This window comes from Pengzhenrongella phosphoraccumulans (assembly GCF_045689905.1).
Lineage (GTDB): Bacteria > Actinomycetota > Actinomycetes > Actinomycetales > Cellulomonadaceae > Pengzhenrongella > Pengzhenrongella phosphoraccumulans.
In genome coordinates this window covers 742310-761099 of the sequence record NZ_CP144210.1, presented here as the reverse complement: position 1 = coordinate 761099, position 18790 = coordinate 742310, and the positions used below count along the sequence as shown (strand labels likewise).

The 18790-nt window shown below is 72.6% G+C and carries 15 protein-coding genes; 12 read left to right on the top strand and 3 right to left on the bottom strand.

Annotation, left to right across the window (positions count from 1 at the left end; genetic code table 11):
• Positions 1-104 precede the first annotated feature (104 nt).
• Entirely contained in the window at positions 105-1364 is a 1260-nt protein-coding gene (locus VTA80_RS03680) for an MFS transporter (RefSeq protein ID WP_407344063.1), read from the top strand.
• Here the strand turns inward: VTA80_RS03680 and VTA80_RS03675 are convergent.
• Positions 1330-2940 carry a helicase HerA-like domain-containing protein gene (locus VTA80_RS03675; RefSeq protein WP_407344062.1) on the bottom strand — a complete coding sequence of 537 codons (1611 nt, stop codon included), beginning with the start codon at positions 2938-2940 and terminating at the stop codon, positions 1330-1332. The genes VTA80_RS03680 and VTA80_RS03675 overlap by 35 nt on opposite strands.
• A gap of 193 nt (positions 2941-3133) precedes the next feature.
• Here VTA80_RS03675 and VTA80_RS03670 point away from each other — a divergent pair, with 193 nt between their 5' ends.
• From VTA80_RS03670 to holA, 6 genes are all read left to right on the top strand, one after another.
• The gene (locus VTA80_RS03670) at positions 3134-4234 is read left to right on the top strand and encodes a fatty acid desaturase family protein (RefSeq protein ID WP_407344061.1); all 1101 of its coding nucleotides are present in this window, start codon (positions 3134-3136) and stop codon (positions 4232-4234) included.
• A 19-nt stretch (positions 4235-4253) separates the two neighbouring features.
• Positions 4254-7175, top strand: a complete 2922-nt coding sequence (leuS, locus tag VTA80_RS03665) for a leucine--tRNA ligase (protein ID WP_407344060.1) — start codon at positions 4254-4256, stop codon at positions 7173-7175.
• A complete protein-coding gene (locus tag VTA80_RS03660; RefSeq protein WP_407345670.1) occupies positions 7172-8170 on the top strand; it encodes a DegV family protein in 999 nt (332 codons plus the stop codon). The genes leuS and VTA80_RS03660 overlap by 4 nt, the downstream gene beginning before the upstream one ends.
• Positions 8171-8323: 153 nt before the next feature.
• Complete coding sequence (locus VTA80_RS03655; protein ID WP_407344059.1) at positions 8324-9349, top strand: helix-hairpin-helix domain-containing protein; 1026 nt, start codon at positions 8324-8326, stop codon at positions 9347-9349.
• 2 nt (positions 9350-9351) lie between these two features.
• A complete protein-coding gene (locus tag VTA80_RS03650; RefSeq protein WP_407344058.1) occupies positions 9352-10926 on the top strand; it encodes a ComEC/Rec2 family competence protein in 1575 nt (524 codons plus the stop codon).
• Positions 10927-11074: 148 nt separating this feature from the next.
• Positions 11075-12025: a DNA polymerase III subunit delta gene (holA, locus tag VTA80_RS03645; RefSeq protein WP_407345669.1), complete on the top strand. Its 951-nt coding sequence runs from the start codon at positions 11075-11077 to the stop codon at positions 12023-12025.
• Here the strand turns inward: holA and VTA80_RS03640 are convergent.
• Positions 12008-12745, bottom strand: coding sequence for an EAL and HDOD domain-containing protein (locus VTA80_RS03640; RefSeq protein ID WP_407344057.1), 738 nt, complete (start codon positions 12743-12745; stop codon positions 12008-12010). The two genes, holA and VTA80_RS03640, sit on opposite strands and share 18 nt — an antisense overlap.
• Positions 12746-12987: 242 nt before the next feature.
• On the opposite strand from VTA80_RS03640, the gene VTA80_RS03635 reads away from it, so the two are divergent.
• Both VTA80_RS03635 and VTA80_RS03630 read left to right on the top strand, forming a co-directional pair.
• Positions 12988-13128 (top strand): hypothetical protein, encoded by a 141-nt coding sequence (locus VTA80_RS03635; protein WP_407344056.1) that lies wholly within the window; start codon positions 12988-12990, stop codon positions 13126-13128.
• Positions 13129-13287: 159 nt separating this feature from the next.
• Entirely contained in the window at positions 13288-14619 is a 1332-nt protein-coding gene (locus VTA80_RS03630) for a helix-turn-helix domain-containing protein (RefSeq protein WP_407344055.1), read from the top strand.
• A 104-nt stretch (positions 14620-14723) separates the two neighbouring features.
• Here the strand turns inward: VTA80_RS03630 and rpsT are convergent, their stop codons facing one another.
• Positions 14724-14984: a 30S ribosomal protein S20 gene (gene rpsT, locus VTA80_RS03625; RefSeq protein ID WP_407344054.1), complete on the bottom strand. Its 261-nt coding sequence runs from the start codon at positions 14982-14984 to the stop codon at positions 14724-14726.
• A 331-nt stretch (positions 14985-15315) separates the two neighbouring features.
• Here rpsT and VTA80_RS03620 point away from each other — a divergent pair, with 331 nt between their 5' ends.
• Genes VTA80_RS03620 through VTA80_RS03610 form a run of 3 tightly spaced genes read left to right on the top strand, consistent with a single transcriptional unit; the run spans position 15316 to position 18670 of the window.
• Positions 15316-16911, top strand: coding sequence for a circularly permuted type 2 ATP-grasp protein (locus VTA80_RS03620; protein ID WP_407344053.1), 1596 nt, complete (start codon positions 15316-15318; stop codon positions 16909-16911).
• Positions 16905-17831, top strand: coding sequence for an alpha-E domain-containing protein (locus VTA80_RS03615; RefSeq protein WP_407344052.1), 927 nt, complete (start codon positions 16905-16907; stop codon positions 17829-17831). The genes VTA80_RS03620 and VTA80_RS03615 overlap by 7 nt, the downstream gene beginning before the upstream one ends.
• Entirely contained in the window at positions 17828-18670 is an 843-nt protein-coding gene (locus VTA80_RS03610) for a transglutaminase domain-containing protein (protein ID WP_407344051.1), read from the top strand. The genes VTA80_RS03615 and VTA80_RS03610 overlap by 4 nt, the downstream gene beginning before the upstream one ends.
• The last annotated feature ends 120 nt before the right edge of the window (positions 18671-18790 follow it).

Below are 18790 nucleotides of genomic sequence, written 5' to 3'. Positions count from 1 at the left end.
CATCCCGGAAGTGTCGACGGCGCCATGCGGGTCAGAATCGAATCGTTTCGATCGGTCGTGACGACCGGTCACGCATGCACCGCCCGGCAGCCGAGGAGCCACCCATGACGATCGACGAGCGCACCAGGGAAGTTCCCGCGACCGGTGCGCAGGTTGCCGACGGGATCCCCGGGATCCGGGTCCGGCCCGCGATGCTGGCACTGGCGCTGGGCGGGTTCAGCATCGGGACGACCGAGTTCGCCACGATGGGCCTGCTCCCGCAGATCGCCGGCGACCTCCAGGTCTCGATCCCGACCGCCGGTCACGTCATCACGGCCTATGCCCTCGGCGTCGTCGTCGGGGCGCCGCTGCTCACGGCGGCGGCAGCACGCGTGGACCGCCGGGTGCTGCTCATCGGCCTGATGATCGCGTTCACCGTGGGCAACGTCCTGTCCGCCTTCGCGCCCTCGGTCGGCTGGCTGGTGGCCGCCCGGTTCGTCGCCGGGCTCCCGCACGGCGCGTTCTTCGGGGTCGGGGCGGCGGTCGGCACGGCGGTCGTCGGGCCGTCGCGGCGCGGGCGTGCGGTCGCGACGATGATGGCGGGGCTGACGATCGCGAACATCGTCGGCGTCCCGCTGTCGACCGTCGTCGGGCAGACCGTGGGCTGGCGGGTCGCCTTCGTCGTCGTCGGGGTGCTCGGACTCGTGACGCTCGCCGCGCTCTGGCGCTGGATCCCCAGCCTCGCGGCCCATCCCGAGGCGACCGTCCGCTCCGAGCTGCGCGCGCTGCGCAGCGCCGGGCTCTGGTTCGCCTTCGCGGCCTCGTCGATCGGGTTCGGCGGCATGTTCGCGGTCTACTCCTACGTCGCACCACTGATCACCGAGGTCACGGGCATGGCGGCCACGACGGTCCCGATCGTGCTGGCGCTGTTCGGCGTGGGCATGACGGTCGGGACCGTGCTCGGCGGGCGGCTGGCTGACCGGTCCGTGCTCGGGGCGGTGCGCCTCGGGTTCGCGAGCACGGCGGCGGTGCTCGTGCTCGTCGCGGTGACCGGACACCAGCCTGCCGGGGCACTGATCTCGATCGTGCTGCTCGGGGTGACGTCGCAGATCCTCGGGCTCGCGCTCCAGACGCGGCTGATGGACCTCACCCCGGCAGCGCCATCCCTCGGCGCGGCGCTGTGCCACTCGGCCCTCAACGTGGGCAATGCCGCCGGCGCGTTCTTCGGCGGCCTCGTCATCGCAGGCGGGTTCGGCTACCTCGCGCCGGCGTGGGTCGGAGTCGGTCTGACCCTGACGGGTCTGGTGATCTTCGTGCTCGCGTCGCGGGGGTCGGTCGGGGCTGTCGCCCTCACCGGCGACGAGTCCCGAACAGCGACCGACTGATCTCGCGGCCGAGCACCGTGCCGGCCGACCGCAGGAACGAGCGCATCGGCGCCGAGGTCACCACCTGCTCGAACCCGCTCTGGTCCGGCGGCGGGGTCCGCGGGGCCCGTTCCCGCGGGGCCGGCTGGTTCGCCTCCGCCGCGCGTTGCGCCTCCTGGGCACGCTCCGCCGAGGCGGCCGACGACGCGGCCGACGACGCCGACGCCGTCGCGCGCGCCGTGAGGAGCTCGTACGCCGACTCGCGGTCCACCGCCGTGGTGTACCTCGACGCGATCGGGGACGCGGCGATGGCGCTCGCCACGGTGGCCGGCGGTGCGGGTGCCATCAACGACTGCGGCGCACGCAACCGGGTCCACGCCACCGGTGTGGGCGCCCCGCTCTCCGACAGCACCGTGACCACGGCCTCGCCGGTGCCGAGCGTGGTCAGCAGCTCCTCCAGGTCGTACGGCGAGTCGGGGAACGTGCGCACCGCCGCCCGCAGCGCACGGGCGTCGTCGGGCGTGTAGGCGCGCAGCGCGTGCTGGACCCGGTTGCCGAGCTGGGCGAGCACGTCCGGCGGCACGTCCTTCGGGCTCTGCGTCACGAAGAACACCCCGATGCCCTTCGAGCGGATCAGGCGGACGGTCTGGGTGACCTGGGTGAGGAAGTCCTTGGACGCGTCCGTGAACAGCAGGTGGGCCTCGTCGAAGAAGAACACGAGCTTGGGCACCTCGAGGTCGCCCACCTCGGGGAGCTCGGAGTAGAGCTCCGCCAGCAGCCACATGAGGAACGTGGAGAACAGCGCGGGCCGGTCCTGCACGGCGGGCAGCTCGAGCGCGGAGATGACGCCACGGCCGTCGTCGGCCGTGCGGAGCAGGTCGAGGACCTCGAACGCGGGCTCGCCGAAGAACACGTCGGCGCCCTGCGACTGGAGCGTGACGATCTCACGCAGGATCACGCCGGCCGTCGCCGCGGACAGCCCGCCGATGCCCTGGAGCTCGGGCTTGCCCTCGTCCGAGACGAGGTAGGCGATCGTCGCCCGCAGGTCCTGCAGGTCGAGAAGCGCGAGCCCCTGGCCGTCGGCCCAGTGGAAGACGAGACCGAGGCTCGACTCCTGGGTCGCGTTCAGCCCGAGCACCTTCGCGAGCAGCAGCGGGCCGAAGTCCGTCACCGTCGTGCGCAGCGGGGTACCGGTGCCCAGCCCGCCCAGGGTGAAGAACTCGACCGGGTGGCCGGCGGCGACCCAGTCCTGGCCGATCGTGGACGTGCGCGCGAGCAGCTTCTCCGACGACTGCCCGGGGGCCGCGAGGCCCGACAGGTCCCCCTTCAGGTCGGCGAGGAACACCGGCACCCCGGCCGCGGACAGGCCCTCGGCCAGCACCTGGAGCGTCTTGGTCTTGCCGGTGCCGGTGGCCCCGGCGACCAGGCCGTGGCGGGTCATCATCGCGAGCGGGAGCCCGACCTGCACCGCCGCGTTCGCGACGCCGTCCTCGACGAGCGCGCCGAGCGGCAGCGTGGCGCCGGTGAACGTGTAGCCCGCGGTCACCTCCGCGGCCCAGCTCGGATCCGGTGGGGACTGGTCCAGTTCGTCTGCCATGTGCCGGATTGTAGGGGTTAGGGCCGTCGCGCGGTACGGCGGTCGCTGCGCCGCGAAGTGTACGAACCGCGGCGGCGCTCATGTGCGTCAAAGGTCCCGGTTCGAGGGGTGCCGGTTACCCTTTTTTGGACCGTTGAGTTCCTGGACCAGGAGATGTGTTGCCCTCGGAAGGCTTCGCGTCACGACACGAAGCATGAGGGCGGGTCACGTGAACACCACCACCTCGGACGCCAAGGCGGGCTCGCCCCGTGAGCGCCAGGTCAGCGACTTCACCGCGCTCACGCGCACCGTGCAGGAGGCGGGTCTGATGACCCGCCGGCGGGGTTACTACTGGACCCGGTTCGTGGTGCTCACGGCGCTGCTCGTCGGGTTCGGCGCCGCCATCGTGCTGCTGGGGGACACCTGGTGGCAGCTCGTGGTCGCGGCCGGGCTCGCGTTCGTCCTGGGGCAGGTGATGTTCCTCGGGCACGACGCCGCGCACCGGCAGATCTTCGCCTCGGGCCGCTGGAACGACTGGTCCAGCCTGGTGATCGCGAACCTCTACGCGGGCATGAGCTACGGCTGGTGGAACCACAAGCACAGCCGGCACCACGCGAAGCCGAACCAGGTCGGCGCCGACCCGGACATCGGGACCGGCGCGATGGTCTTCCACACCCAGGACATCACCGCCGCGAAGTCCGGCTTCCCGGCGTGGTTCGCCAAGCGCCAGGGCTGGCTCTTCTTCCCGCTGCTGCTGCTGGAAGGCCTCAACCTGCACGCGTCCGGGATCAAGACCGTGTTCGGCCGCGGCGAGGTCAAGCGCCGGCCGGTCGAGATCGCCTTCGTGACCGTGCGGCTCGGGGGGTACCTGGGCCTGGTGTTCTGGGCGCTGCCGGTCGGCATGGCCTTCGCGTTCCTCGGGGTCCAGCTCGGGCTCTTCGGGCTGTACATGGGTGCGGTGTTCGCCCCCAACCACAAGGGCATGCCGATCGTGCCGGCCAACTCGCGCATCGACTTCCTCAGCCGTCAGGTGCTCATGAGCCGCAACGTGCGCGGCGGCCGGTTCACCGACCTGTTCATGGGCGGGCTCAACTACCAGGTCGAGCACCACCTGTTCCCGAGCATGCCCCGCCCGTCGCTGCGTCGCGTGCAGCCGATCGTGCGCGAGTTCTGCGCCAGCCGGGGGATCGCCTACACCGAGACGTCGCTGCTGGCCTCGTACGGCATCGTCGTGCGTTACCTCAACACCGTCGGGCTGGCCGCGCGCGACCCGTTCCAGTGCCCCCTGACCGCGGAGTTCCGGTCTGCGCGCTGACCGCCGGTAAACTCCCCGGGTGACCTCGCCCGACGCAGTTCAGCCCGTGCATTCCGATGACGCCCGCAACGACGACGTCCGGTTCCGCTACACCGCCGCGATCGCCTCCGAGCTCGAGCAGCGCTGGCAGGCGAGATGGGACGAGCTCGGCACGTTCCACACGGCGAACCCGACCGGTGCCCTCACCGACGGGCGGGGCCGCGCGGCCGACCCGGACGCGGCGACGTTCTACGTGATGGACATGTTCCCGTACCCGTCGGGCGCGGGGCTGCACGTCGGGCACCCGCTCGGGTACATCGCGACCGACGTCGTCGGCCGCTACCACCGGATGCGCGGCGAGAACGTGCTGCACGCGCTGGGGTACGACGCGTTCGGCCTGCCCGCCGAGCAGTACGCGGTCCAGACCGGCCAGCACCCCCAGGTCACCACCGAGGCGGGCATCGCCAACATGCGCCGCCAGCTGCACCGGCTCGGCCTCGCGCACGACCCGCGGCGCACCTTCGCCACGACCGACGCGGGCTACGTCCGCTGGACGCAGTGGATCTTCCTGCAGATCTTCTCGTCCTGGTACGACGTCGACGCGGTCCGGCCCGACGGCGGCACCGGTCGCGCCCGGCCGATCGCCGAGCTGGTCGCGAAGTTCGAAGCCGGGACCCGGGCCGTTCCCGACGGTAGAGCCTGGGCCGACCTGTCCGACGTCGATCGTCGTCGCCTGGTCGATCGCGAGCGCCTGGCGTACATCACCGAGGCGCCGGTCAACTGGTGCCCCGGGCTGGGCACCGTGCTGGCGAACGAGGAGGTCACCGCCGACGGCCGCAGCGAGCGCGGCAACTTCCCGGTCTTCCAGCGCAGCCTGAGCCAGTGGAACATGCGGATCACGGCCTACGCCGACCGGTTGGCCGATGACCTCGAGCTGATCGACTGGCCCGCCAAGGTCAAGGCCATGCAGCGCAACTGGATCGGCCGCTCCGACGGCGCGAACGTGCTGTTCGACGTGATCGGCGGGCTCGAGGTCGAGGTCTTCACGACCCGCCCGGACACCCTGTTCGGCGCCACGTTCCTCGTGGTGGCGCCCGAGCACGCGCTGCTCGACGAGGTGCCGGCCGCGTGGCCCGACGGGACGCGCAGCGCCTGGACCGGCGGGTTCGACACGCCGATCGAGGCCGTGGCGGCCTACCGCGCGGAGGCCGCGGCGAAGACCGCCGTCGAGCGCCAGGCCGACGCCGGCCGCAAGACCGGCGTATTCAGCGGGCACCTGGCGATCAACCCGGTCAACGGCCTGCCCGTGCCGGTGTTCACCGCCGACTACGTGCTGATGGGCTACGGCACCGGCGCGATCATGGCCGTGCCTGCCGAGGACGAGCGGGACTGGGCCTTTGCCGAGGCGTTCGAGCTGCCGCACGTGCGGACCGTGCAGCCGCCCGCCGGGTTCGACGGCGGCGCGTGGACCGGCTCGGGCGCGATGATCAACTCGGCCAACGACGAGATCAGCCTCAACGGGCTCCAGGTCGCCGAGTCCAAGCCGAAGATCATCGACTGGCTCGAGGCCAAGGGCCTGGGCACCCGAACCACGACCTACCGCCTGCGGGACTGGCTCTTCAGCCGCCAGCGCTACTGGGGCGAGCCGTTCCCGATCGTCTACGACGAGCACGACCTGCCGATCGCGATCCCGGACGCCCTGCTGCCGGTCGAGCTGCCCGACGTCCCGGACTACTCCCCGCGCACCTACGCGCCCGACGACGCGGGCTCCTCGCCCGAGCCGCCGCTGGGCCGCAACGCCGACTGGGTCGCGGTGACCCTCGATCTGGGCGACGGTCCGAAGCAGTACCGCCGCGAGACGAACACCATGCCGAACTGGGCCGGCTCGTGCTGGTACTACCTGCGCTACCTCGACCCGACCGATGCGGACCACCTCGTGTCGGCCGAGCTCGAGCGCTACTGGCTCGGGCCGGAGCACAACCCCGGCATCGGTGCCGCGGGCGGCGTCGACCTGTACGTCGGTGGCGTCGAGCACGCCGTCCTGCACCTGCTGTACGCGCGGTTCTGGCACAAGGTGCTCTACGACCTGGGGCACGTGTCGAGCCTCGAGCCCTTCCACAAGCTCTTCAACCAGGGCTACATCCAGGCGTTCGCCTACGCGCGGGCCGACAACGGCGCGTACGTCGAGGCGACCACCGTGACCGAGCGCGCGCCCGGCGAGTTCGTCGCCCTGGTCGACGGCGCCGAGGTCCCGGTGCTGCAGGAGTACGGGAAGATGGGCAAGTCGCTGAAGAACGTGGTGACGCCCGACGACATGTACGACGCGTACGGCGCCGACACCTTCCGCGTCTACGAGATGTCGATGGGGCCGCTCGACCAGTCCCGGCCCTGGGACACCCGCGCTGTCGTGGGTTCGCAGCGCTTCCTGCAGCGGTTGTGGCGCAACACGCTGGACGAGGCGACGGGTGCGGTCACCGTGGTCGACGACGCCCCTGAGCCCGCGACCCTGCGCCTGCTGCACCACACGATCGCCGATGTGCGCACCGAGATGGAGGCGATGCGGCTCAACACCGCCATCGCCAAGCTCATCGTGCTCAACAACCACCTCACCGCGCTCACGCGGGTGCCGCGCGCGGTGCTCGAGCCCCTCGTGCTCATGACCGCGCCGGTCGCGCCGCACATCGCCGAGGAGCTGTGGCAGCGGCTCGGTCACCCCGACTCGCTCGCGTACGAGGCCTTCCCCGTGGCCGACGACGAGTACCTCGTCGAGGAGGCCGTCACGTGCGTGCTCCAGGTGCAGGGCAAGGTCCGTGGCCGCATCGAGGTGTCGCCGTCGATCGACGAGGACACCTTGCGGGCCCTGGCTCTGGCCGACGCCGGCGTCGTGCGGGCGCTCGACGGTCGCGAGGTGCGCATGGTGATCGTGCGCGCCCCGAAGCTCGTCAACGTGGTGCCGGTCTGACCCCCCTGCTGCGCCGGTTCCGTCCGTCGCCGCGGGGCCCGCGGATCGCGATCGTCACCGACTCGACCGCGTCCCTGCCCGCGGGCGTGGCCGAACGGTGGGGGATCGAGGTGGTGCCGCTCGAGGTCATCGTCGACTCCGAGCGGCACCACGAGGGTCTCGACCTGACCTCCGCCGACCTGCTTGCCGCGCTGACCGCGGGCCGCAAGGTCACCACCTCGCAGCCGTCCCCGGCGGCCTTTGCGCACGCGTACGCGCACGCCGTCGAGCAGGGAGCCCGGGAGATCGTCTCGGTGCACCTGTCCGGCGAGCTCTCCGGGACGGTGCGCGCGGCCGAGCTCGCCGCGCTCGCCGCGCCGGTTCCCGTGCACGTCGTCGACTCGCGGAGCGTGGCGATGGGGCTCGGCTTCGCCGTGATCGCGGCCGCCGAGCTGGTCGCACCCGCGCCCACGCCCGGTGTCGGTCCGGGGCGGCACGGTTGGCTGCATCTGGCCGACCGGGCGAGCGCCGGTGGGACGGGCGCTGACGGCGCGGCGGCCGCCGAGGGCGCCCGTCGGGTCGCCGCCTCGTCGTCGACCCTGTTCCTGCTCGACTCGCTCGACCAGCTCCGGCGCGGCGGACGCATCGGGGCCGGTGCCGCCGCGATGGGCACGTTGCTCGGCCTGCGCCCGCTCCTCGCGCTGCGATCGGGGCGCATCGAGGTCGTGGAGAAGGTGCGCACGCGCCGCGCCGCCCGCGAGCGGCTCGAGGTCCTCGCGGTCAAGGACGCGACCGGGCGCGCCGCCGCGCGGATCGCCGTGCACCACCTTGGGCAGCCGGAGCTCGCCGACCAGCTCGCGCGCGAGCTCGAGGCGCGGCTCGCGGTGGACGTCGCGGCGGGTGCGGGTGCCGAGGGTGACCTCGGCGTGGGCCGGGTCGCCGTCTCCGAGATCAGCGCGGTGGTGGCGGCGCACGTCGGACCCGGCCTGCTCGCCGTGGTGGTCGCGGACCGCTGACCGATCGCCCGAGTGCTCGACCGCCGGGCGCGGTCGGACCCCCAGGTGAACCTGCCGGGTGGGGTCCGCCCCCAGGTGAAACCGCCGAGCGGGCCGTCCCCAGGGATTCATCGCTCGGGCCGCGAGCGACCGTGCGCGATCTAGCGTGCGGGCATGCCTCGTCCTGCCGATCCCGTGGTGCGAGCCGCCCGCGACCGCCTGCAGGGGCTCGTCCCACCCTCGGGTGCGCTCCAGTCGATCCGGGCTCCTGGGTGGGTACCGCGGGCCCCTGAGCCGGGACCCGCCGTCGGCCCCGAGGAGCAGTTCAGCCCGGACGTCCCTCCTGGCCCGGGCACCGTCAAGGGGTTCGGGACCGATCCTGAGGTCGATGCGGGCACCGCACCGCAGGCAGGGGACGTTCGGGACGTCGTGGCACGGATGCGGGCCGGTGCGCTCGGCACGGCGGCGACGGTCTACGCCGCCCGGTATGGGCATCCGCTCGAGCACCCGTCCCCGGACGCACCCAGCGGTGCGCGCAGGTGGGCCTTGGGTCTGCGGCTGGCCGCCGTGGCGGCGATCGCCGTGGCCGTGCTCGGAGCCGGGGTCGTGGCGCGCGCCACCCTCACCTCGCCCGCCGCTCCGGTGACCGCCGAGCCGCAACCGAGGGCGTCGTCGGTCGAGGCGGTGCCCGGCGGCGGTTCGGTGCCGGGGCGCAGCGCCGTGCCCGGTGCTGTCCCGGGTGCGGGGGATCAGTCTGGGGCGGACGTCGTCGCGCACGTGGTCGGGCAGGTGCTGGCTCCCGGGGTGGTGCGGCTCGCGCCTGGATCCCGGGTCGTCGACGCGATCCAGGCCGCCGGTGGCGCCGCACCGGCGGCGGATCTGGCCGGGATCAACCTGGCGCGGGTCGTCGTGGACGGAGAGCAGGTCGTGGTGCCGGCGCCCGGCGAGGCGGCCCCGGCGGCTGTCACCGGCGGTGCGATCGGTGCCGTCCCCGGGCGCGATGCCGAACCGCTCGTCGACCTGAACTCCGCGGACCTGGCCGCGCTCGATGCGCTCCCGGGGATCGGTCCCGTGCTCGCGCAGCGCATCGTCGACTGGCGCACGGAGCACGGGCGGTTCACGGCGGTCGAGGAGCTCGGCGAGGTGGCCGGGATCGGAGACGCGCTCTTCGGCCGGCTGCACGGCCTGGTGCGGGTCTGATCGTGCGGCCGACCCGGACCGATCTGAGGCTCGCGCCAGCAGCGGTGGCGGTGTGGGTCACCGCATTCGTGGTCGTGGTGCTGCCGATCCGGGTCGGGGTCGCGCTCGGCTGCGTGGCCGCGGTGGTCGCCGGCCTCGTCGGGGTCCGGGCGGCGGCCGCGCGCGGAGCCACCGGCGTGCCGAGCGGGCCGTCGCGCCCGCCCCCGGGGCGCCACCGTCGGGACCCCTCGCGTCCGCCGTCGACACGACCGAGCCGTGGGGTGGCGGGCCAGGTGCTGGTGGTGCTGGTCGCCGTCGCGGCCGTCTCGCTGTCCGGTGCCGAGCAGCTCGCGGCCCGCGCGGCGGGGCTGCTCGGCGACCTGGTCGGCGAGCAGGCCACGGCTCAGCTGGTCGGCGTCGTGCGATCCGAGCCGGTGCGGGTGGCCTCCCCGGCCGGTTGGGGAGATCGGCACGAGCGGTACCGGCTCGTGCTGGGCGTCTCCCAGGTGACGGGGCGAGGGCGCACGGGCTCCGCCGCGGCCCAGGTGCTCGTCCTCGGGGGGCCAGCGTGGGCCGAGGTCGGGTTCGGCGCGCGGATCGAGACCACCGGACGGCTGGAGCCCGCGCCCAGCGGCGACGTGGTGCTGGCCGTGCTCGCGGCCCGCGGCCCGCCGCGGGTGGTCGAGCCACCGGGTGCGGTCGATCGGGCGGTTCGAGGGATCCGGGTCGCGCTGCGCGCGGCGACGGACCCGCTCGCGCCGGACCCGCGCGGTCTCGTGCCGGGGATCGCGGTGGGGGACACGTCCCGGCTGCCGCCGGACCTCGCGGACGCGATGCGGGTGGCCGGGCTGACCCACATCACGGCCGTCTCGGGCGCTCACTTCGCGATCATCGGTGCGGCGGTGCTCGCACTGACGGGGCTGGTCGGGATGCCGCGCCGGCTGAGGATCGCCGTCGTGGCCGCCGCGATGGGGGGCTTCGTGCTGCTCGTGCACGCCGAGCCGAGCGTGCTGCGGGCCGCGGTCATGGGGGCGCTCGGGATCGGCGGGATGCTGCTGGGTCGCCCGGCGCGGGCGCTGTCCGCCCTGGGCGCGACCGTGATCGTGCTCCTGGTGGTGGACCCATGGCTCGCCCGGAGCTTCGGCTTCGCGCTGTCGGCGCTCGCGACGGCGGGCATCGTGCTGCTCACGGCGCCGATCGCCCACGGTCCGGGACGACGCCTGCCGCGCGAGGTCGCCCACGCGATCGCGGTGCCGCTCGCGGCGCAGGTGGTGTGCGCCCCGGTCATCGTGCTCCTCAGCCCGGCCGTGGCGACGTACGCCGTCCCGGCCAACCTCGCGGCCGCGCCGGCGCTGGTCCCGGCCACGGTGGCGGGGGCGCTCGCCGCCCTCGTCGCGCCCTGGTGGGCGGCCGGCGGGGCGGTGCTGGCGCGGATCGCGGGCTGGGCCGCGTGGTGGATCGCCGAGGTCGCGCGCCGCAGCGCGGCCTTGCCCGGGGCGCAGCTGCCCTGGCCCGCGGGACCCGGCGGTGCCGTCCTGCTCGCCGTGGTGACCGTCGCGGTCGGGGTGGCGGTGGCGCGTGGCAGCCGCGCTCGGTGAGGCGGGCCGGGTCGCGGGTTCGCCGTGGCAGGCTGGACCCGTGCCACCCGCCGAGCGTCGCCCCTCGTCCGCTCGTCCCGCCTCGTCCCGCCCGTCGCCGGCCCGACCGTCGACCGCCGTCCGGGGCCGGACGACGACCTGGGACGACATCGAGCTGGCGCCCGTCGTGCTCGTGACCGGCCCGGAACAGCTCCTCGGCGAGCGCGCCGTCGCCGCCCTGATCGTCGCGGCGACCGAGCGTGACGCCGATGTCGAGGTGACCCGCCTCGAGGCTGCCGCCTACGTCGCGGGGACGCTCACGATCGCCACGAGCCCGTCGCTGTTCGGCGAGGCTCGAATCGTCGTCGTGCAGGGGGTCGAGCAGGCGACGGACGAGCTGGTCCGCGACGCGCTCGCCTACCTGGATGCACCGGCGGACGACGTGGTGCTGGTGCTCCACCACGGCGGCGGTCAGCGCGGCAAGAAGTTCCTCGAGGCCGTGCGGGAATCGGGCGCCGCGGTCGTGACCTGCGAACCGATCAAGAAGGATGCCGACAAGGTCGCGTTCGCGGCCGCGGAGCTGCGCCGGGCCGGCCGTCGGGCCGACGCCGCGGCGATGCGGGCGCTGGTCGAGGCGGTCGGGGCCGACCTGCGCGAGCTTGCCGCGTCGTGCGCCCAGCTGGTCGCGGACACCTCGGGCGTCATCAGCGCGGACGTCGTGAACCGGTACTACGGGGGCCGCATCGAGGCGACCGGGTTCCGGGTGGCCGACGCCGCCGTGGCCGGTCAGACCGGTCAGGCGGTGACCCTGCTGCGACACGCGCTGGCCACCGGCGCGGACCCCGTGCCCCTCGTCGCGGCGCTCGCCGCGAAGCTGCGGGTGCTCGCGAAGGTGGCCGCCACCCGCGGTCGGGGTGCCGTTGCTGCTCGCGACCTGGGGATCGCCCCGTGGCTGGTCGAGCGTGCGCTCCGCGACCTGGCCCGGTGGACCCCCGAGGCCCTTGCCGCCGCGATCACGGCCGTCGCGCAGGCGGACGCCGAGGTCAAGGGCGGTAGCCGCGACCCGGTGTTCGCCGTCGAGCGTGCGGTGATCCGGGTGGCGTCAGCCGCAACGCCGTGAGGGGACGACGGCGGTGCGGTCGAGCACCTGCGTGACCTCGAGGGCGAAGCCCTGGTAGAGATCGAACCCCAGCGTCTGGCACTCGTCGAGCATGGCGTCGGACTCGACGCACTCGGCCACCAGCTGCGCGCCGCACGACCGCGCGAGGTCGAGGAGCGGCTGGCCCTCGACGTCGAGGTCGCGCACGTCGATCTTCACGTAGTCGGCGAACGGGAGCAGCCGTCGCTGGCTCGGCAGGCCGATGAAGTCGTCGATGGCGATCCGGAAACCGCGCTCGCGCAGCCGCCGCACCCCCGCGATCACCGCGGCGTCGGCGATCACGGACTCGACCACCTCCACCACGAGCTGCTCGGGGAGGTAGGGGACGGCGAGGTCGTCGACCAGGTAGGACCGCGTGAAGTTGACGAAGATGCGCCGGTCGCCCGCCACCGAGGCCACGCCGGGGCCGGCGAACGTCGCGTGCAGCACGTGCGCGGTCGCGTGGTTCTGCTGCTCCGGCGTCCAGAAGTCGACATGGAGCGGGGCGGGGTGGGGTGAGCGGAAGTACAGCTCGTAGCCGAGGACGTCGCCACTACCGGTGAAGATACCCTGGCGCCCGAGCAGCATCTGGTCGCTGCGAAGGAACCGGTCGCAGGTGCGTTGCGAGGGCGGCGCAGGCAGGTCCGAGCCGGTGAACGTGCTCCGCGCGAGCGTCGGAAGGGCGTAGACATCTGTTGTCATGTCTTATGTGACACCAAGACACGGCGTCTATGACGCCGTGTGAGGCAATTACTCCCTGAATTTCCACAAGTTCACCCATCTGGCGGCAGATCGGGGATAAGGTACGTCCGTTCCGTGGATCTTGCCCCATTTTTGCCACTTGACCTGGGATTTCACCCTTGACAGGGTGCTCGATTGCAGGTGACCTTGAAGTCAACGTGACTGTGACTGCGCAGCCATCCTATTTTGACTGGAGCTTCGCCATGAACCGCATCCTCAAGTCGGTCTTCGTTGTTGCACTTGCTGCCGGGATGGCTCTGGTGGGCAGCGCGCCCGCATCCGCCTTCGGCGGTGGTGGCGCCACGACGAACGGCGCCATCGGTTGCTGCCGCGCGTTCCACTAGCAGACCCTGGTTCTGGAGCGGAAGGCACGCACATGAACTGGCTGGTTGTCCGGGTCGCCTGGCACGGATTGGGGCGACCCGGGCCCGGTGCCCACGGCGCGAAAAATCACCTTCGTTTTGTCGGACACCGAGCCTGCGTCACAGATACAGTCAACTTCCATGACTGACATCGGTGACCGGATTCGAGTGCTGCGCACCGCGGCTGCGTTGTCGCAGACCGCGCTCGCAGGCGAGGCCTTCTCGCCCAGCTACATCTCGCTCATCGAGGGCGGACGCCGAGAGCCCACGGATGCTGCTCTGACGGTCCTTGCGGCGAAGCTCGACACCACGACGGAGTACCTCCGGCACGGCGAGAGCGGTCCCAACGAGGCCAAGGCCCGGCTGGAGATCGACTACGCCAAGCTGGCGCTCGAGAACGGCGAACCCGCCTCGTCGCGGGACCGCATGCTCGCGCTCGACCTGGTGGGCGTGGCGCCGGCGCTGCACACCGAGATCCTGCTGACTCTCGCGAGGGCCCATGAGGCCATGGGTGACCTCGAGGCGTCGATCGGCGTGCTCGAGCCGTTGCTGGAGCGCGTGCGCGCCCGGGGCAACCACCTCGACGCGGCAGCCATCGCCACCGACCTGGTGATCTCGTACCTCCAGGCAGGCGACCTGCACCGGAGCGTCGACCTCGGCGAGCAGGTTCTGGCCGAGCTCGAAGCGGCCGAGCTCGCCGGCACGGACGAGCACCTGCGCCTGGGTGCGACCCTGCTCTGGGCGTACGTCGAGCGCGGCGACCTTCTCTTCGCGACCCACCGTGCCTCGCAGCTCATCGCGCAGGCAGACGCCCTCGGGACCCCGCGTGGGCGTGGGAGCGTCTACTGGAACGCGGCGATCGTCGCGGAGGAGCGGCACGACTACGCCCTGGCGCAGCGGTACACCACGCGTGCGCTCGCGCTTGTCGGCGAGACGGGTTCGGGCCGCGACATCGCGCGGCTCCGCGTTCACTACGCGTGGCTGCTCCTGCGGACCGATCCGTCCGAGCCGCTCGCCGCCCTCGAGCAGATCGAGCTGGCCGCACCCGTGCTGGCCGTGCTGGGCTCCGAGGTCGATGTGGCGGTCGGAGACATCGAGAGCTCCCGCGCCTATCTCATGCTGGGCGACAGCAGCCAGGCCGAGGAAGCGGCCCGGCGCGCTATCGAGCGGCTGGGCGAGCGCGTTCGCCTGGACCTCTGCACCGCCTACCTCGTCCTAGGGGACGCGATGCTGGCGCGCGGCGACGAGCGTGGAGCGGCCGACTCCTACCAGTGGGCAGCAGACATGCTCAGCATGATGGCGGCCAGTCGTCAGTCGGCTGCCGCCTGGCGAGAGCTCGGCGATCGGTTCCTGGCTCAGGGCGACGTCGCGGGTGCCGCGCGGTCCTTCGACCGCGCACTGCGCGAGGCGGGACTCCGGCCGACGGTGCCGGCCGCGATTCTCGCAGCACGTCAGAGCGTCGAACGCATCTGACCGGAACGCGGGCGTAGGCCCGTCGATCTGGACATCACGAAGAGGGCGTCACCCCGGCGGGGGTGACGCCCTCTTCGCGTACAGCGACTATCTGGTCGAACGACCTACAGGCCGTTGACGACCTTCGCCAGTGCCGACTTCTTGTTGGCAGCCTGGTTGGCGTGGATGACGCCCTTGGAGACGGCCTTGTCCAGCTTGGTGGACGCAGCCACCAGGGCGACGGACGCGGCGGCCTTGTCGCCACCGGCGACGGCCGTGCGGACCCGGCGGACGTGGGTCCGAAGCTCGGACTTCACAGCCTTGTTGCGCAGGCGCGCCTTCTCGTTGGTACCGATGCGCTTGATCTGGGACTTGATGTTTGCCACGTGTGAACTCTCTTGTGCGCTCGCAGAAACGAAATCTGACAGGTCTAGAGGGCTGCCCAGCTCCGGGACTGGGGCGTGGGGACACCCGCGGGGAGGAACTGGATCTGTGCCCGCCGACCTGGGCGGACACGCGAGGAGAGATACTACCAGCCCTCGCGGCTCCGAAGCCAGGTGGCGACAAGATCGAATGCAGCCGGGTCCATGATCGCACCTCTTGGCCCACGGTCGACGGGTGGGGCGGCCGGACCCGGTCGAGCGGCGCGCGTGGAGCGTGTGATCTGCCGGTAACACAGGGGCGTTCCAGTTAACACGCGGGGATTATCGTCGCGCCATGGCGGACCTCTTCGATGGCTATCCACCGGCTGCTGCGTGGGACGAGATGTTCGACCGGAGCGGTCACGTCCGGTCGGCGTACACGCTCGTGCACCAGGCGCTCGCCCGGATGTCGGCCGGCGAGATCGGCGGCCGCGCCGACCGGTTGGCCCGCACGTACATCAACCAAGGGGTCACGTTCGACTTCGCGGGGGAGGAGCGCCCGTTCCCGCTCGACGTCGCCCCGCGCGTGCTCGACGGCGCCGAGTGGGACCTGGTCTCGCCCGGGGTCGCCCAGCGCGTCCGGGCGCTCGAGGCGTTCCTCACCGACGTCTACGGCCCGCAGCACGCGGTGGCCGACGGCGTGATCCCCCGGTCGCTCATCACCTCCTCCAAGCATTTCCACCGCGCCGTGATGGGGATCGAGCCACCCAACGGGGTGCGCGTGCACGTCTCGGGCATCGACCTGGTGCGCGACGAAGAGGGCAAGTTCCGCGTGCTCGAGGACAACGTCCGGGTGCCCAGCGGGGTGAGCTACGTGCTGGCCAACCGGCGGGCGATGGCGCAGACCTTCCCGGAGCTCTTCGCCGCGTTGCGGGTGCGAACCGTCTCGGACTACCCGCGCCGCCTGCTCGCGGCCCTGACCGCGGCCGCGCCGCACGGGGTCGACGACCCGACCGTCGTGGTGCTCACCCCCGGGGTCTTCAACAGCGCCTACTACGAGCACTCGCTCCTCGCCCGGACGATGGGCGTCGAGCTCGTCGAGGGCCGGGACCTGTACTGCTCGGCGGGACGCGTGTGGATGCGCACCACGAACGGGCGGCGCCGGGTCGACGTCATCTACCGCCGGGTCGACGACGAGTTCCTCGACCCGGTCGCGTTCCGGGACGACTCCGCCCTGGGGAGCCCGGGCCTGCTCACCTGCGCGCGGCTGGGCACGGTCACCATCGCGAACGCCGTGGGCAACGGGGTCGCCGACGACAAGCTCGTCTACACGTACGTGCCGGACCTGATCAGGTATTACCTGGGGGAGGAGCCGATCATCGCCAACGTCGACACCTGGCGGCTCGAGGAGCCCGACGCGCTCGAAGAGGTGCTCGACCGGCTCGACGAGCTCATCGTCAAGCCCGTCGACGGCTCGGGCGGCAAGGGGCTCGTCGTCGGGTCGCGGGCGTCGCGCTCCGAGCTCGACGACCTGCGCACCGTGCTCAGGAACGACCCGCGCGGCTGGATCGCGCAGCCCGTCGTGCAGCTCTCGACCGTGCCGACCCTGATCGGGGACGAGCTCCGGCCACGGCATGTGGACCTGCGACCGTTCGCCGTGAACGACGGCGAGCGGATCTGGGTGCTGCCCGGCGGGCTGACCCGGGTGGCCCTGCCCGAGGGTGAGCTGGTGGTGAACAGCTCGCAGGGCGGGGGGTCGAAGGACACGTGGGTGATCGGCGGCAAGGTGCCGGTCCGGCCACGCACCGCCCAGGTCCCTCGCGCGGTGCCCCAGGCCTCGCAGGTTCCGATCGACGTGAATCCCGACGACGTCCGGCCGCAGGCGATGCAGCAGCAGCAGGGTGCCGCGACCGGGCCGGGCGCCACGTCGAGCGAGGTGGCGCCGTGCTGAGCCGGATCGCCGAGTCGCTGTTCTGGATCGGCCGCTACATAGAGCGGGCCGACGACACCGCACGCCTGCTCGACGTGCACGTCCAGAGCCTGCTCGAGGATCCGTGGGCCGAGGAGGACCTCGCGTGCCGGTCGCTGCTGTCCGTCATGGACTGCGAGGATCCGCCCGCCGGCGAGATCGGCCGCGCCCACGTGCTCGACGTCCTCGCGTACGACCGCGGGTCGCCGTCGGCCATCGCCGGCTCGATCGTGGCGACCCGGGAGAACGCGCGCCGGGCCCGGGAGATCATCTCGACCGAGCTCTGGGAGGCGGTCAACACGACCTGGAACCAGCTGCCGGCCCACCTGCACACCGCTCAGCCGCACGACTTCTTCCACTGGGTGCGCGAGCGGGCCGCCGTCGTGGCCGGGATCGTCGACTCGGCGACCGCGCGCGACGACACCTGGCAGTACCTCGTGCTCGGGCGCTCGATCGAGCGCGCCGACATGACCGCCCGCCTGCTGACCACCCGCGCGCTCGCGGGCGCCGGCGGACCGGACTGGGCCACCCTGCTGCGCTCGTGCGGCGCGCACGAGTCCTACCTGCGGCGCTACCGCGGGCAGGTGTCGGACGAGAGTGCGGCGGGCTTCCTGCTCATCGACCAGCTCTTCCCGCGCTCGATCGTGCACGCGCTCGGTCAGGCGGAGCGGTGCCTCGACGCGCTCGAACCACCGAGCGAGAGCGCCACGGTGAGCTCCGCGCGGCTGTACCTCGGGCACGCGCGCACGAGCCTGGAGTACGCCGCACCGGAGGACGTCCTGCATCGGCTGCCGGCCAAGATGGAGACGGTTCAGCGCGCCTGCTCGGCCGCGAGCGACGCCATCCGCGCGCGGTACTTCCCGTCCGGTGCCCCGACGACCTGGGTGGGTGAGGCGCTGTGAGCCGGCTGGTCATCAAGCACACGACGGCCTTCCAGTACTCGGGCTCCGTGACGGCGTCGTACAACGAGGCCCGGATGATCCCGGTGTCCCAGCCGGGCCAGCGCGTGCTCGAGGCGAGCCTGGAGGTGACCCCGCAGTCCTGGCGGCACGACTTCGTCGACTACTGGGGTACCGCGGTCTCGGCGTTCGAGGTCCGGCTCCCGCACGACCGGCTGGTCATCGTCGCGCGGTCCACCGTCGAGATGGACGGGACGTTCACGGTCCCGGCGGAGGTCACGCCGTGGGACGTCGTGCGCGGCGCACCCGTGCGGGACCGGCTCGCGGAGTTCCTCGCCTCGACGACGACGACGGCGGCGCCCGCCGAGGTGGTCGCGCTGGCGCAGGCCCAGGTGGCCGGCCGCGGGCCGCACGAGGCGGCCGAGGCGATCTGTCGCGCGGTCCGGGACGAGCTCGAGTACGTGCCCGGCGTCACCGCGGTGCACACCCCGGCGTCCGAGGCCTGGGCCACGCGCACGGGCGTGTGCCAGGACATGGCCCACCTGAGCCTCGGTGCGCTGCGCGCCGTCGGGATCCCGGCCCGGTACGTCTCGGGCTACCTGTACCCCCTGAGCGGCGGCGAGCTCGGGCAGACCGTGGTGGGGGAGTCGCACGCCTGGGTCGAGTGGTGGGCCGGGCAGTGGACGGGCTTCGACCCCACAAACCGGATCTTCGCGGACGACGGGCACGTGATCCTCGCGCGCGGCCGGGAGTACCCGGACGTGGCCCCGCTGCGGGGGATCTACGCCGGTACCGGGACCGAGGAGCTCGACGTCGAGGTGCAGATCACCCGGGAGGCGTGAGCCCGGCGGCGCCACCGGACGGGCGAAGGTTCTCGGGGGGCGCTCCGGGCGTGGGACCATGGACGTATCCGCCCGAAGGGCGCCCGCAGTCCTTTTTCTGACGATCCCCGGAGCGCCACC

Coding starts and splice junctions, on each gene's coding strand:
- VTA80_RS03680 (WP_407344063.1), top strand. CDS start 105: ATGACGATCGACGAGCGCACCAGGGAAGTTCCCGCGACCGGTGCGCAG.
- VTA80_RS03640 (WP_407344057.1), bottom strand. CDS start 12,745: ATGACAACAGATGTCTACGCCCTTCCGACGCTCGCGCGGAGCACGTTC.
- VTA80_RS03630 (WP_407344055.1), top strand. CDS start 13,288: ATGACTGACATCGGTGACCGGATTCGAGTGCTGCGCACCGCGGCTGCG.
- VTA80_RS03620 (WP_407344053.1), top strand. CDS start 15,316: ATGGCGGACCTCTTCGATGGCTATCCACCGGCTGCTGCGTGGGACGAG.
- VTA80_RS03655 (WP_407344059.1), top strand. CDS start 8,324: ATGCCTCGTCCTGCCGATCCCGTGGTGCGAGCCGCCCGCGACCGCCTG.
- VTA80_RS03675 (WP_407344062.1), bottom strand. CDS start 2,940: ATGGCAGACGAACTGGACCAGTCCCCACCGGATCCGAGCTGGGCCGCG.
- VTA80_RS03670 (WP_407344061.1), top strand. CDS start 3,134: ATGAGGGCGGGTCACGTGAACACCACCACCTCGGACGCCAAGGCGGGC.
- VTA80_RS03635 (WP_407344056.1), top strand. CDS start 12,988: ATGAACCGCATCCTCAAGTCGGTCTTCGTTGTTGCACTTGCTGCCGGG.